We start from the raw sequence: 15,133 nt of genomic DNA, 5'->3' as shown, positions 1-15,133 counted from the left end.
GTCGTTCCCGCTCAGCCGGTGTTCTTCAAGCCGGCGGCGATGCCGTTCACCGACAGCAGCAGCGCCCGTGCCAGGTCCGGGTCCACCGGGCGGCCCGCCTTTGCCGCCTCGCGCTGCCGCTTGAGCAGCGAGACCTGCAAGTACGAGATCGGGTCCAGGTACATGTCGCGGACCCGCAGCGTGCGGGCCAGCGTCGCGTTGCGGCCGAGCAGTTCGGACTCGCCGGTGATGCGCAGCACCTCGGCGACCGTGCGCTCGTACTCCTCGGTGATGGTGTCGAAGAAGTGGTGCAGCTCGCGCGGCACCAGGGTCTCCACGTAGTGCCGGGCGATCCGCAGGTCGGTCTTGGCCAGCGTCATCGAGACGTTGCCCAGGAAGTTGCGGAAGAAGTGCCAGCGCTCGTACATGTCCTGCCAGTCGGTGCCGGCGAACGCCGGGTCCTGGCGGACCGCGGCCAGGCCGGTGCCCACGCCGAACCAGCCCGGCACGATCTGCCGCGACTGCGTCCAGCCGAACACCCACGGGATCGCGCGCAGGCCGTCGATGCCGGCCGAGGTGTCCGGGCGGCGGGACGGCCGGGACCCCAGGTGCAGGTCGCCGAGCAGGTCCACCGGCGTGGAGGCGAAGAAGTAGGCCGGCAGGTCCGGGTGCTCGACCAGTTCCCGGTAGCGGTCCTGGCCCGCCGACGAGACCCGGTCCATGGTCGCCGACCACGTCGCCAGGTCCTCCGCGGACTGCCGGGGCGCCCGGTGCAGCACCGTGGCCTCCAGCGTCGCGGCCAGGGTCAGCTCCAGGTTCTCCCGCGCCAGGGCCGGGATCGCGTACTTGTCGGAGATGACCTCGCCCTGCTCGGTCACCTTGATCTCGCCGTCGAGCGTGCCCCACGGCTGGGCCAGGATCGCCTCGTGCGAGGGGCCGCCGCCGCGGCCGACGCTGCCGCCGCGGCCGTGGAACAGCCGGATGCGGACGCCGTGCCGCAGCGCGGTGTCCCGCAGCTCGCGCTGCGCGCGGTGGATCTCCCACTGCGAGGTGGAGATCCCGCCCATCTTGTTGGAGTCGCTGTAGCCGAGCATGACCTCCTGCACCCCGCCGCGCGCCGCGACGATCGCCGCGTAGGAGGGGTCCGAGAGCAGCTCGTCCAGGATCGCCCCGGCGATCTTCAGCTCCTCGGGGGTCTCCAGCAGCGGCACGAAGCCGATGGCCGCGGTGTGCGCGTGCACGTCCACCAGGCCGGCCTCGCGGGCCAGGACCACGGCGGCGAACAGGTCGTCCACGCCGCGCGTCATCGAGACGATGTAGGACTCGATGACGTCCGGGCCGTACTTCTCGAAGGCCGTGCGGATCGCGGTGAACACCCCGAAGGTCTTCACTCCGGCGGCGTCCAGCAGCGTGTCGGCCGGGACCTGGCCGAGCGGCGAGAGCGGACGCGAGGAGGCCAGCTCCTTGGCCAGCAGCCGGGTCCGGTAGTCGCGCGGCAGGTCGGAGTAGCGCCAGGGCTGGTCGCCGAGCCGGTCGAAGAGCTGGGCCAGCACGTGGTGGTGGGCGTCGGCGTGCTCGCGCACGTCGAGCACCGCGTGGTGCAGGCCGAAGGCGGCGATGGTGCGGATCGCCGTCTCCAGCTCGCCGGTGGCGATCAGCTCGCCCCGGTCGGCGCGCAGCGAGTCGCGCATCAGGCTCAGGTCGCGCAGCAGCTCGGAGGTGCCCAGGTAGTCCCGGCGCGGGTCGTGGACGCGGCCCTCGGCGATGCGGGTCCGGGTGTTGAGGAGCTTCTGCCGTATCGTCGTGGCCTTGAGCCGGTAGGGCTCCTCGGCGTTGAGCCGCCGGTAGCGGTTCGGGATCTCCGGCAGCGCCTCCAGGTCGGCGTCCAGGGACGCCCGCAGCGCCTCGGTCGGCGCCGCGATCCGCTCGGAGGTGGACAGCAGCTCGCGCAGCGAGTCCATGGCCGCCAGCGCGGTCCGGATCGCGTGCTCGTGCTGGAGCTCCAGCACGTCCAGAGTCATCTGCGGGGTGACGTTCGGGTTGCCGTCGCGGTCGCCGCCGATCCACGAGCCGAAGCTCAGCGGACGCGCCGACAGCGGCAGCTCCACGCCGAGGCGCCGCAGCTCGAAGGCGAGCTCCTCCAGCACCTCCGGGGCGGCGTGCGCGGCGAGCTCGTCCAGGTAGTAGACGGCGTTGCGGGCCTCGTCCACCGGCTCGGGCCGGGTGATCCGGATCTCGTCGGTCTGCCACAGCTGCTCGACGTTCTCGGCCAGCCGGCGCTCGTTGTACGCCGTCTGCGGCGCCTCCAGCAGCTCGGCCACCTTGCGCAGCTTGGCCAGCACGGTGCGCCGCGCGGCCTCGGTCGGGTGCGCGGTGAAGACCGGCCGGACCGACAGGTGCGACACCGCGTCGGCGGCGGACCCGGCCAGGCCCGCGGCCTGGATCCGGTCCACCGCCTGGCCCAGCCACGAGCCCTCGGCGGCCCGGGTGGCGGCCAGCTCGCGGCCGCGGTGGACCTGCTCGGCGGTGTTGGCGAGGTTGAAGTAGGCGGTGAACGCGCGCACCAGCTTGATGGCCTGCTCGGGGTCCACCGCGGCGAGCAGTTCGGACACGTCGGCGCCCTGCTTGCCCAGCGCGCGGATGGCCTCGACCTGCTCCAGCAGCTCGGGGCCGTGCTGGCGGACCAGGGTCTGGCCCAGCAGGTCCCCCAAGCGGCGGATCGCGGCGCGCAGTTCGGCGTCGTCGGCGGTGCGAGGGGTCGTTTCTGGCGGGGTCTCTACGGCTGTGTCGTCGTTCTCGGTCGACGGTACGGCGGACACAAGAGCCTCCTGTTACCTGGCTGGATCGTCCGATTCCTGCCCACTCTATGGTCGGCGGGCATTAGGGGCCGATCTCTGTCCGGCCACTGGACTTAGAGGGTGCGCGGATCGGTGGCCGGGCGGAAAATCGTCGGAGCTCCGAGCCTGGCCGCACCGGTGCCTTGCCATGCGCTGCGCTGCGCTTACGGCAAGCCAAGGACCCACAGCCAACAACGGGCTGAGGGTCCTTGTCCGGCGCGCCCAGCCTCGTTCCCGACGAGTTTTCCGTGCGCTACGGCGGCGCTGCCGCCTCGCCAGACCGGCCACCAATCCGCGCACCCTCTAACCAACCGCTCTTCCTTGGCCCGCCGATCGGCCATAAGGTGAACCGATAACCCAGGACTTGAAACGGGGGCGCACGTGGCCGCTACTGATCCCGACGCGGCCGTGGGCTCCCAGCCCGCGGACCCGCCCTTCGGCGACGGCTACAGCACAGGGAACGGCTACGGTACCGAGCACAGCTACGGCGCCGAGAACGGTTACGGCGCGGAGCACAGCTACAGCGCCGAGCACAGCGACTACAACTACGCCGCGCAGAACGGCTACGACCCGGTCGCGGCCCCCGGTCCCGATGCCGATCACCAGGCCGGCGCCGCCGGGCTCGAGTCCGAGCCGGAGCCGCGTCCCAGCCGCGGTGGCGGCCGCCGTGCGGCCCGCACTCAGCAGGCCAAGCGCCGCCGGATCCCGGCCTGGCTGGAGATCCTGGGCTACGTGGTCATCTCGCTCACGCTGACCTCGCTGATCAAGACCTTCCTGGTGCAGATGTACTACATCCCCTCGCCGTCGATGGAGCCGACGACGTACAAGGGCGACCGGGTCTTCGTCGACAAGGTGTCCACGTGGGTCGGCGGCGCTCCGGCGCGGGGCCAGGTCATCGTCTTCCACGACCCGCACAACTGGCTGATGAGCTCGGCCGGCAGCACCGGCGGTCCGATCAACCTGCCGGACCTGCTGGCTGACGTGGGCATCCTGCCGGACCAGCACGACGACCTGCTCATCAAGCGGATCATCGGCGTCGGCGGCGACACCATCGAGTGCAAGACGCAGGACGGGCCGGTGTACCGCAACGGCGTCGCGCTCGACGAGCCGTACATCATGAACGGCAAGCAGGGGATGCCCTGCTACAACGGCGTCTACAAGGTGACGGTGCCGCAGGGCGACCTGTGGGTGCTCGGCGACAACCGGGAGCACTCCGGCGACTCGTCGTGGAACTACCTGAAGAAGGGCGGCGACGCGGGCTTCGTGCCGACCAAGAACGTGGTCGGACACGTGGTCGGGGTCGTGTCCTGGCTGCGGGACGACCATCCTGCGGGTTCTTAGGTCTTTCCACGGGTCTTCGCTTCATGGTGGTTAAGAGTTCTTCCTAACCTGCGAACACTTTGGGAGCCCACCCTTGTCTCCCAAGGAGCTTCCGCCCCATGACCGCAGTGAATCGTCGCCGGTTCCTTCAGATCACCGGCGGCGCCGCCGCCGCGACCTCGATGCCGATGCTCACCGCGAGCATCGCCCGCGCCGCCGCCGTGCAGCCCGCCCGCCGGACCGGCACCATCAACGACATCGAGCACGTGGTGATCCTGATGCAGGAGAACCGCAGCTTCGACCACTACTTCGGCACGCTGCGCGGCGTGCGCGGCTTCGGCGACCCGCGTCCGGCGCGGCTGCCGAACGGCAAGGCGGTCTGGCACCAGGCCGACGCCTCGGGCACCGAGTTCCTGCCCTGGCGGCCGGCCGGCGTGCCGGACCTGGGCCTGAAGTTCCTGGACGGCCTGGACCACAGCTGGAACGGCGGCCACCAGGCCTGGAACCACGGGAACCACGACCAGTGGATCCCGGCCAAGGGCCCGGGCACGATGGCGCACTTCGAGCGCGAGGACATCCCGTTCCACTTCGCGCTGGCCGACGCCTTCACGGTCTGCGACGCCTACCACTGCTCGCTGATGACCTCGACCGACCCCAACCGCTACTACCTGTGGACCGGCTTCACGGGCAACGACGGCAAGGGCGGCGGCCCGGTCCTGGACAACGCCGAGGCCGGCTACGACTGGACCACCTACCCCGAGCGGCTGCAGGCCGCCGGCGTCTCCTGGAAGATCTACCAGGACACCGGTACCGGCCTGGACGCCAACGGCTCCTGGGGCTGGACCGACGACGCCTACATCGGCAACTACGGCGACACCTCGGTGCTGTACTTCCACCAGTACCAGAAGGCCGAGCCCGGCGACCCGCTGTACGACAACGCGCGCACCGGCACCAACGCCGCGGCCGGGCAGAGCTACTTCGACGTGCTGGCCCAGGACGTGAAGAACGGCACGCTGCCGCAGGTCTCCTGGATCACCGCGCCGGAGGCGTTCAGCGAGCACCCGAACTGGCCGGTGAACTACGGCGCCTGGTACGTCTCGCAGGTCCTGGACATCCTGTCCTCGGACGAGGAGCTGTGGAGCAAGACCGCGCTGTTCATCACCTACGACGAGAACGACGGCTTCTTCGACCACGTGGTCCCGCCGTTCGCGCCCGGCGGCCCGGTCGGCGGCGCCTCCACGGTGGACGCCTCGACCGAGTACTACTCCGCCGGCCGCGGCTTCGACGAGGGCTCCTACGGTCTGGGCCTGCGCGTGCCGATGTTCGTGGTCTCGCCCTGGAGCAAGGGCGGCTGGGTGGACTCCGAGACCTTCGACCACACCTCGGTGATCCGCTTCCTGGAGAAGCGGTTCGGCGTCCACGAGCCCAACATCTCGCCCTGGCGCCGGGCCGTCTGCGGCGACCTGACCAGTGCCTTCGACTTCGGCCTGCGCCAGACCCAGGTCCCGCCGCTGCCGAGCACCGCCTCCTACGTGCCGCCGGACCACGCGCGGCACAACAGCTACCCCGTGACCCTGCCGGCGACCGCGTCGATGCCCAAGCAGGAGGCCGGCCGGCGCCCCGCCCGCGCGGTGCCGTACGACCTGGCGGCGGACGGCCGGATCGCGGGCGGGGCGCTGCGGATCGCCTTCGCCAGCCACGGCGGCGCGGGCGCGAACTTCGTCGTGAGCTCGACCGTGGACAAGACCGGCCCGTGGAGCTACACCGTCGGCGCCGGCCAGGGCATCGACGGCTCCTGGAAGCTCGCCGGCGTCTACGACTACGACGTGCGCGGTGCCAACGGCTTCCTGCGCGAGTTCAAGGGCGACGCGGCCAAGGCCGGGCTGGACGTCCTGGCGGAGCACGTCGGGAACAGCCAGAACCTGAGGCTGCGGCTGACGAACTCCGGCCCCGCCGACGTCACCGTGACCATCACCGACTCCTACGGCTGCGACCGCCCGGCCACGCACCGCGTGCGCCCCGGCGCCTACGTGACGCACGTCGTGAACGCCTCCGGTGCCGACGGCTGGTACGACGCCGTCGTCACCTGCGACCACGACGCCGCGTACGTGCGGCGGTTCGCCGGCCACGTGGAGAACGGCCGGCCGAGCCTCAGCGACCCGGCGATCATCACCGGCTGACCGGGCCGGACACGACTGAACGCCCCGGGGCACCGCCCCGGGGCGTTTACGTATCCCTTATTGATCGAGGGCTTACCGCGCTGGGGCGACCATCGAAGCATGAAGTCGAGAATCGCATCGGCCCTGGCCGTTCTGGCCTGTGTGGGCGCCCTGGCCGCGTGCTCGGGCAAGGGATCGGCCGGCACGGGCGGATCCGCCCCGGCCGGCGCGGGCGTGACCGCCACCTCGACCGCGCCCGGCGGCGCGGCCGCGGGCGCCAGCAGCGCCGGCACCGTCGGCAGCACCGACTCCCACGGCGTGGCGGACGACCCGGACGGCGACCTGAACTCGCTGGACCAGCAGCTGTCGGACATCGACGGCGCGCTGAGCTCGGCCGAGCCGACCCAGACGGCCGGCGACAACGGCTGAGCCCGCCGGGCCCCCACATCTTCCTTCGTCCTCGAATCCTCCAAGGAGGGACCACCATGTCCATGCGTACCCGTCTGAGCGCCGCCGCCGTCGGCGCCATCATCGCCGTCGGCGCCGTCGCCCTGCCGGCGCAGGCCGCCACCACCTCCGACAACGCCGCCGGCCTGGCCAAGGCCAAGGCCGCGGTCACCGACGGCATCACCGGCCGGCTGACCGACCTGGGCAAGATGCAGACGGCGCTGGCCGCCTACAAGGACGTGCCGGACGCCGCCCGCGCCACCCTCACCCAGCTGCTGGCCTCCGACGTCTCCGGCCTGACCGCGCTGAAGACGAAGGTGGCCAGCGAGACCACCGAGGCCGCCGTCCGCGCGGACGGCAAGGCGATGGTCGACGACTACCGCGTCTACATCCTGGTGGCGCCGAAGGTCCACCTCACGCACGCGATGGACGTCGAGACCGCCGCCGCGGCGCGTCTGGTGAAGGTGCACGACGAGCTGGCCGACCGGCTGGCCAAGGACCCGGCCGCCGACACCCAGGCGAACAAGGACCTGCTGGCCGACATGAGCAGCGCGGTCCAGGCCGCCACCACCCGGATCTCCGGCCAGGACGCGAGCCTGCTGGGCCTGCAGTCCGGCCCGGACGGCAAGGCCCTGACCGCGTCGGTGAAGGGCGTCAGCGGCGCCGCCAAGGACGCCCGCGCCGACCTCAAGAAGGCGATCACGGACGCCAAGACCGTGCGCGACGTGCTGAAGGGCGCCAAGAGCACGTCGAACGGCTGACACGCATTTGGCTGACAGGGCTCTGGGAGTCCGAGCTCTGGCGCCGGGACGGCGGGGAACGCCGTCCCGGCACCACCACCGCCGGCGCGCCGGGTCGGGACGCCCGCGCGCCGGTGACGACGAGTGAATCATCGAGCTGAGCACCGCCCGCCGCTGGGTCTCCGGCCGGCGCCAGGGCGGTGCTCGCGCATGGATGAGGCCCCGCGGTACGTCTGCGGGGCCTTCTCACGTCTGGATTAGGAGCTGCACCGGAGGCCCTTGGGGCCTACTCGCGTATCACTCAAACGTGAGCATCCGAGACGTCATGTTCGATTAAGCAATCACGCTCAACGCTCGGGCAATCACGGCGCGCGGTAGAGCAGCCTCTCACTGAGAGGAGCGGCAGGCTGCTGCGGTCTACAGGAGTCCTGCCAGGAGGTTCAGGACTCCCTGAACAAAGGTCACAAGGCTCTGGAGGATCATGGTTGGCGCCTTTCTTATAGGGCTCGGTCAGATATTCCCGAGGCGGGCAGCATAACCATCGCCGTAAGCGAATGGCACATCGAATGGCCCGAATGGATGAGCATGCATTCCTGCGGGCTCATCCGAGCCGTTCTGATCGGGAATTTCCGCCTATCCGCTTGAGTGCAAGAAGTCAAAGCCACGAATCCGATGGAAGGTGTGTGGTCGGCGCTGAAACGATCACTGGTCAACCTCGTCCCACACAGCACCGACGCCCTGGCCGCGCTGGTCAAGACCCGACTACGCGTCATGCAGTACCGGCGCGACGGCTTCATCGCCGAAACCGGGCTCGGCCTCGAACCACCGTTGAACGTCAGCCCTTCATCCTCAGCAGCGCCGCCTCGACACCTTCACCGATCGCCATAGCACTCGGCGAGCCTTCCTGGCCGAAGGTGTCCTGAGTCGACCGGCGCTGATCGTATTGCAGCTCGGCCTGATACCGAAGGTCACATCCTCAGCTATCACTGATCGTCACGTGTCGGCGGCGTTTCTACAGACGTCCCACAGTGAGCCTTGCACCCCTATAACTGATCACGTGATCGCCACCTCGTCGGACAACGTGAGCGCCTCGAAGGCCAGCAACGGGATCTGTGAGGGCACCGCTGATGTCCTCGATGCGTGGGTGATAGTTCCATCGCATCTCCCACTCCTCGCCGTCGCCCCACAGGCGGCGTGACATGTGCTCTGGTCGTTCTGGGGAGTTCGGACGGCGCAGCGGGTCCCGATACCACAGGCCGACCGCCCATTGCCCGCAGACATCGACGGCGGAGAAACGCGCTACGAGCGCGGCGAGTAACGTGCGCACATCCGGGGTCGTGGGCTCCATAAGTCGGTTCAGGACGTCTTTTTCGGCAGTGCTTATAGGCACGTCCAAGTTCGCGAGCCGTCCCGAGCCGTAGTCGGCGGGGCATGTCGCCGTGTGGCCGAGGTGGCCGCTTTCATCGGCGGTCACAGTGATACTCGCTCCGGTCGGGAGGTGGCGCAGTCGGAAGCCTGAGACACTCTTGTCGAAGCTTTCCACCCGAAGCCCGGCAAGCTCACCAAAATGCACATCTTGCGTCTGCCGCACTATGTAGCTCATGACCTTGTCCGGCTCGTCAGTGATGAGGACCAAATCGTGGTACCTCGGGGACACGGTGATCCTGTACCAGGAGAGGGCGAAGACGAAGCTGTGCGCTGGAAATGCACTCGCGGCGCCCGCATTGAACAAGTGAAGCGCCAGTAGCGCCCGAAGTTCGGCTTGACCGGGGCTGCATGCATCTAACCCCAGACTCCCGTCGGGGGCGACTCCAGCCAGCGCCGACCGCATGCTCTCCTCTGTGTAGCCAGCCCGGATTCCAGCAACTACGTGCCGCGTCGAATTGAACATGAGTACCTTTGCCCATACGGTCGGCCGCTGATCGGGCATCTAGCGGATTACGAAAGTTCGATGCGCCTTCACAGAGCTACCGCACGCAGTGCCCGTGCTAAGGGTGCATGTCCGCCAGGACGCGGGAGATGCTGCATCTTGTCCGGCCTTCTGCCGACCAGGAACGGGCGAGTTTTTCGGTGATGACGCTACAGGTGCTGCCCTGCATCTCATCAAGCAGTCAAGGGGTAGCTAGTGAATATTCACTCGGACGGCTCAAATATCTGACAAAGCCTCGACGATCGAGCATCGGAAGCCAGGACGCTGTGAAGCCTGCCGACACGGGCGTCACGCCAGTCTCACGCCAGCGCTGAATCATGACCCGTCTCGGCATCTCCTCGCCAAACGATGTGAGGCCTTTAGCCCCGAGGATGGGTGCCCCGGCTTGAGTGAGCAGATCAGCGGCAAGTATGGAGCCGGGTTGCTGCTCCATTGGGTGGACGCCCATGTGCATACCACCGGAAATCCATGATCCACTTGCAGGATTGAGTAGACGAACGACTACTCTTCGTGACCTCGGGTTGACGAGAACGGAGAGCTTCGCAATGTCGGTCGTCCCTGAAGCGGACCGTCAAGGCCTACAGGCCATGACACTGTCTGTACCGGCAGGCGTCAGTGCAGCGAACGGCACCTCTGCGTCGGCGGACTGCGAACAGCCTCAGGATCACGGATGGGGATACCAGATGCGATCCGGCCTACCGGAACCCGAACCCGCCTGTATTGATGACATGGAAGCCGACAGGAGGACACAACGACAGCACACTGGGATAGCGACAGCGCTGACGCCGGGTTCTGTCCATCGTTCCGCTGCCGGCACCGGCATGCCGCAAGACGTAGGCGGTGCTCGTCGACTGCTGTCTTGGAGCCTCCTCAAGCCGTTGACCGCGATGGCACTGTCCTCTCAGTCACGACGTGGCTGGACCTCGACAACCGTCAAGATCCATGAACAGGTCATCCAGCAATATCGGGTTCAAGCCTCGCAGTGGGCCGGAGAAGCCGACTGCACAGTGCCAGGCGTGGAGGCCGCCGCGAAAGCGATGGCCGACGCGTTGATCGCGTTCGCGATCCAGTGCGAGACCGATGTGAGCCCCACCAGGTCACTGGCCGCCAACCAGGAGGCAGTCGCCATCTACCGGCGTTTGGCCGCAGCTCACCGACCCAAGTACCACGCTGACCTGGCCGCGGCTCTGAGCAGGCTGGCCGACCGCTACGAAGCCGCAGCACACTCGGATGATGCGGTGACCGCCACCGAGGAGGCTGTCACCATCTACCGGCATTTGGCCGCAGCCCGTCCCGACAAGCACTATGCCGACCTGGCCACAGCCCTGAGCAGGCTGGCCGACCGCTTCGAAGCCGCAGCCCGCTCAAGTGAGGCGATGATTGCCACCGAGGAGGCTGTCACTGTCTACCGGCGTTTGGCTGCGACCCAACCCGACTTCTACAACGCGGAGTTGGCTGCAGCGTTGCATGCCCTGGGCGTCCGGCGTGCCCGCGAAGAACGGCATGCCGCAGCGCTGGGCGCCGCTGAAGAGTCCGTGAGCCTGCGCCTACGACTGGCCGAAGTCAAACCGGACATGTTTCTGGCCGACCTCGCCGCCTCGTTACGTGTGCTGGCCGGCCGCTACGACGACAATGGATACCCCGAGAAGTCACTCGCCACGATCCACCAGGCCACCACGGCTTACCGCCGATTGGCCGAGCAGCAACCTCGCACCTTCGGCCCGGATCTGGCGGCGTGCCTGGTTGACCTGCTCTACCGCCAAGATCCAGACGACCACTCGCCAGAGAGCCTGATTCTCATCGAGGAAACCATCGCGGCACTGCGCGTCGCAGCCGATGAGGACCCGACCGGCGGATACATCCCGGATCTGGCCGCCTGCCTGCTGGCCCTGGCTGCACGGCTGGAGGCCGCAGCCCGGCCGGATGACGCCCTCGAGGCCACCGAACAGGCGGCCATTCACTATCGGCGCCTAGCCGAACTCGACCCCGCCACCTACCAGCCGGATCTGGCCGCCTGCCTGCTGGCCCTGGCTGCACGGCTGGAGGCCGCAGCCCGGCCGGATGACGCCCTCGAGGCCACCGAACAGGCGGCCATCCACTATCGGCGCCTAGCCGAACTCGACCCCGCCACCTCCCAGCCGGATCTGGCCGCCTGCCTGCTGGCCCTCGCAGTACGCCGCAGTGGAAGCGGCCGGCGCGATGGCCTGGCCGCACTTGAAGAAGCCGTCAGTCACTATGAGCGCCTAGCCACCGACCGCCCAGATCGCTACCGTCAACACTTCGCCTCCGGTCTGATGTTGCTAAGCATCTGGTGGGACGCGCTGGGCCGGCACGAGCCAGCCGCCACCGCCGCTCAAACCGCCGAAACGATCTACCGGCAACTTGCCAGTCACGACCCTGATACCCACTTGGCCGAACTCGCCGCTCATCTGCACGGACGCGCCACCCGCTGCTCCCCGCTGCTAAACCCCGACGCCGTGAACAATCTGCAAGAGGCCGCCGCGCTCTACCGGCGCCTAGCCCACAACCGCCCATCTGAGTTCACCCTTGACCTCGCAGGCTGCCTGACCGACCTGGCTGAGTTCCACGCCAGCCTCAACCAGCGTGTCGACGCACTGGCCGCCGCCGAGGAAGCCATCGTCCTCTATAGGCAACTCGCCGATACCGCCTCAGCCCTTCACAGCCCCCGCCTGGCCGCGGCACTCCATACCCTGTCTCGCCACCTCGGCATGCACGCCAAACACCTCGCCCTCCGGGAGGCCGTCGACCTCAACCGGCGCCTGGCGGAGACCGACCCAACTACCTACCAGCCCCGCCTAGCCGCCACCCTCCATACCTTGGCGACCGCCCTGGACGGGCTCGGCCGAACCGGCCAAGCCGACAGCTCCCGCACCGAGGCCAACTCCCTGCTCCACGAGGGCGAATCAGCTCCTGTGACCTCAAGGAACCAAAATCCCGCCGCACACTGAGCCAATCCAGCGTTCCATGGTGATCGCGTTCATGCCTGGGGTCCGTGTGTTGCACAGGACATTGCGGATGCGGCGTCGGCCAGGACGCTATGAAGGCGGCGGTGAAGTTGGAGCCGCGGTCCCGGATCAGGAACTTCACCGTGGCAGCAGCGTCGCCGTCTCAGATGTGGTGGTGGATGCTGATGTGCGGGGTCTGGCTGTAATCGGCTGGGTAGGGTCGTCGTGCCGATCAAGCCAGGTGTGTTGCCACCGGTGCCAGAGGCCACACTGCACGGGTGGCGAGGGCTGCGTTCGGCGAAGGGGTCGCTGGCGATGCGGGTGCGTGAGGAGCTCGGCTCGGTGTTCGCCGATGGCCGATTTGCGGCCACGTCTTCTCGCCGGGGCCGTCCGGGTCTGCCGCCGGGGATGTTGGTGCTGGTGGCGGTGTTGCAGTTCGCGGAGGGTCGGACGGATCGGGCGGCGGCGGCCGCGGTGCGCGGCGGGATCGATGTGAAGTAGGCGCTCAGGTCTTGAGCTCGACGATCCCGGGTTCGATTGCAGCGTGTTGTCGCAGTTCCGGGTACGGTTGTTGCCCGTGGCTTGGAGGCGGCGCTGTTTGAGGCGCTGGTAGACAGGGGTTTGCTAGCCGCCGACTCCGTGGCGTGCTTCCCCTCTGGCAGACCCAGGCCCTCACGCACCTGCTTGACCCCGCAACGGCCTTCCGGCGGCGAACACGGCTGCGCGGTCACCAGAATCGACAGCTCGACGCACGCCGCGTCCAACTGGTCGGCCGCCGCCTCCCAAAAGCTCACTCAAATCAAGTCCTAGCCTGCCGAATTTGACGGCGGTGGCGGCAGTGAGCGCCGTTCCGGTCAAAGTCACCGATGTGCCGCCGGACGTGAGGCCTTGGTGGGGTTGATGGTGCTCAGGGTCGGGACGGACACGGCTAGGGCCAGGTCTGGGGTGGGTTCAACGCGCTCTTCTCGCGGATCTTCAAGGGCGGGAATGGCGCTACTGGTGGAGTCCTGCGGGGCAGAGGCCGATGCGGCTTCTGCCCCGCAGAGGTAGGTGGGCCGCAGCCCGGCTGGATTGCCGGGCTGGGTGGGTGCGTCAGATGCCGGGGCCGGCCACGTAGGTGAAGCCGCCGGTGAGCGTGGCGGAGCCGCCCGTGGTGCTGACCACGAGGTCGACCGCCCCCGCGGTCCCGGGCGGAGTGACGACGGACAGTTCGGTGTCGCTGACGACCGAGAACGGCGCGACGACGCCACCGACAGTGACGGACGAGGTGGTGGTCAGGCCGGTGCCGGCGACCGTCACCCCGGTGCCGCCCGAGGTCGGGCCGGAGTTGGGGGTGACGGAGGTAGCCGTGGGGGCGTCCACATAGGTGTAGGACAGCCCGTTGCTGGCGCCACCGGCCGTGTGGACCGTGATGCCGACCGATCCGGCCGCGGCGCCGGCAGGCACCGTGACGCTGATCAGACTGTCGGAGATCACGGTGGGCGTGGCGCTGTTGGCACCGAAGTCCACGCTGGAGGCGGTGGACAGGCCGGTGCCGGACAGGGTGATGGTGTTGCCTCCGGCCGTCGGTCCGGAGTTGGCGCTGAGCGTCGCCTTGAACGGCGCCCCAACGTAGAAGAACGACAGCGGGTTGCTGGTCCCACCGCTGGTGGTCACCGTGACGCCCACGGTCCCGGTGCCGGAAGGGGAGATGGCGGTGACCGACGTAGGCGTGTTGGCGGTGATGGTGGCGGACTTGGTGCCGAACTTGACGGCGGTCGCGCCAGCGAGGTTGGTGCCGGTGATGGTGACGGTGGTCCCGCCGCCGGTGGATCCCTGGTTCGGAGAAATGGGCATGAGCGTGCTCCTTGTGCGTTGAACGGTTGATTTTGGTGGAGTTCGGGCGCTAGTCGCTGCCCCTGGTTGTGTTTGCCGGAGGCCGACATCGCGCTGTCGGCTGCCGGGCACCTGTACGTGGCCGCGGTCGAACGCCGCCGGCGGCGCAGACCGGAACGTTCAGGTGATCGCGATATCGCAATAACTGGTCCGCCGAGTCCGCATCCCCTGCTGCGCGGGCAGGACAAACGGTCGGTAAGGAACCGAACCCTGCGTTTGGGATAGAGACCCCGTAGAGCCGGGAGTATGCGAATCATTCACATGCCGACCCCCCTGGACACGCAGTACGAGTCACTCGTACCAGCTGGCTCCGGATGCTGGCTGATATATGACTGCACTACGGGAATACCCAATACGGCACTAGCCGCGAACGCTGATGAGGTCGACGTCACTCATATTGGGGATGTATGCGTTGCCTCGGCGGCATGAGCCAGCAGCGCCTGCCCGGCGCTGGGCCCGTCGAGGGGAGCTCACCGGTGTCGTGGGCTGCGGCTCTGCTTCGACCTGGAGAGACCGGTGATCCTCGTTGGGCGCCGACAGGGTGTTGATCAGTATTCCGTGGGAGCGAGCCGAACGGATACGGCGCCGAGCAAAGCGACATCGCTGATATCCTGTCTCAGGCTACTGCGCATCAGACTGGCTCCCTCGTGTCGAAGGGGAGCACCTGTGGCGGCGGTGCCTGAATTGTTGTGGATGCTACATAGTTCACTCTCGGGCTGATCTCCATGTCGCCTGGGCTTCAAGGCGAAATTCTCCAGAGGACTGTCGACCGTTGATTTCGATCGGGGTTCCTCATGAGATATCCGCAAGACGGCGCCGTCACAAGTCCGGGTCGGACTGGGTCGCAAGCCGCGCTGACTGCCCGCCACTGGACGCTGGA

General features: G+C 68.2%; 8 protein-coding genes and 1 pseudogene. 6 read left to right on the top strand and 3 right to left on the bottom strand.

Translation table 11 applies throughout. The features are described from left to right. Positions 1–11: 11 nt before the first annotated feature. Positions 12–2,798, bottom strand: coding sequence for a phosphoenolpyruvate carboxylase (gene ppc, locus ABIA35_RS01680; protein WP_370356239.1), 2,787 nt, complete (start codon positions 2,796–2,798; stop codon positions 12–14). A 399-nt stretch (positions 2,799–3,197) separates the two neighbouring features. Between ppc and lepB the strand changes: the two genes are divergently transcribed. The 4 genes from lepB (at position 3,198) to ABIA35_RS01660 (ending at position 7,503) form a co-directional block, all read left to right on the top strand. After that, complete coding sequence (lepB, locus tag ABIA35_RS01675) at positions 3,198–4,157, top strand: signal peptidase I (RefSeq protein WP_370343044.1); 960 nt, start codon at positions 3,198–3,200, stop codon at positions 4,155–4,157. 98 nt (positions 4,158–4,255) lie between these two features. Then, complete coding sequence (locus tag ABIA35_RS01670) at positions 4,256–6,316, top strand: phosphocholine-specific phospholipase C (RefSeq protein ID WP_370356237.1); 2,061 nt, start codon at positions 4,256–4,258, stop codon at positions 6,314–6,316. A gap of 99 nt (positions 6,317–6,415) precedes the next feature. After that, positions 6,416–6,724, top strand: a complete 309-nt coding sequence (locus tag ABIA35_RS01665; protein ID WP_370343042.1) for a hypothetical protein — start codon at positions 6,416–6,418, stop codon at positions 6,722–6,724. Between the two features lie 56 nt (positions 6,725–6,780). After that, on the top strand, positions 6,781–7,503 hold the full coding sequence (locus ABIA35_RS01660) for a hypothetical protein (RefSeq protein WP_370356235.1): 723 nt from the start codon (positions 6,781–6,783) through the stop codon (positions 7,501–7,503). 991 nt (positions 7,504–8,494) lie between these two features. Here the strand turns inward: ABIA35_RS01660 and ABIA35_RS01655 are convergent. After that, entirely contained in the window at positions 8,495–9,412 is a 918-nt protein-coding gene (locus ABIA35_RS01655; protein ID WP_370343040.1) for a hypothetical protein, read from the bottom strand. 878 nt (positions 9,413–10,290) lie between these two features. On the opposite strand from ABIA35_RS01655, the gene ABIA35_RS01650 reads away from it, so the two are divergent. Then, complete coding sequence (locus ABIA35_RS01650) at positions 10,291–12,381, top strand: hypothetical protein (RefSeq protein ID WP_370356233.1); 2,091 nt, start codon at positions 10,291–10,293, stop codon at positions 12,379–12,381. 275 nt (positions 12,382–12,656) lie between these two features. Beyond that, positions 12,657–12,979 (top strand): annotated as a pseudogene (locus ABIA35_RS01645) (transposase); the annotation flags it as partial. A gap of 491 nt (positions 12,980–13,470) precedes the next feature. Here ABIA35_RS01645 and ABIA35_RS01640 read toward each other — a convergent pair. Beyond that, on the bottom strand, positions 13,471–14,214 hold the full coding sequence (locus tag ABIA35_RS01640; protein ID WP_370356231.1) for an IPT/TIG domain-containing protein: 744 nt from the start codon (positions 14,212–14,214) through the stop codon (positions 13,471–13,473). Between the last annotated feature and the right edge of the window lie 919 nt (positions 14,215–15,133).

This window comes from Catenulispora sp. MAP12-49, assembly GCF_041262705.1.
Taxonomy (GTDB): Bacteria; Actinomycetota; Actinomycetes; order Streptomycetales; family Catenulisporaceae; genus Catenulispora.
This window is presented reverse-complemented; position numbering and strand designations above follow the sequence as displayed.

Coding starts and splice junctions, on each gene's coding strand:
- ABIA35_RS01670 (WP_370356237.1), top strand. CDS start 4,256: ATGACCGCAGTGAATCGTCGCCGGTTCCTTCAGATCACCGGCGGCGCC.
- ABIA35_RS01665 (WP_370343042.1), top strand. CDS start 6,416: ATGAAGTCGAGAATCGCATCGGCCCTGGCCGTTCTGGCCTGTGTGGGC.
- ABIA35_RS01660 (WP_370356235.1), top strand. CDS start 6,781: ATGTCCATGCGTACCCGTCTGAGCGCCGCCGCCGTCGGCGCCATCATC.
- ABIA35_RS01655 (WP_370343040.1), bottom strand. CDS start 9,412: ATGCCCGATCAGCGGCCGACCGTATGGGCAAAGGTACTCATGTTCAAT.
- ABIA35_RS01640 (WP_370356231.1), bottom strand. CDS start 14,214: ATGCCCATTTCTCCGAACCAGGGATCCACCGGCGGCGGGACCACCGTC.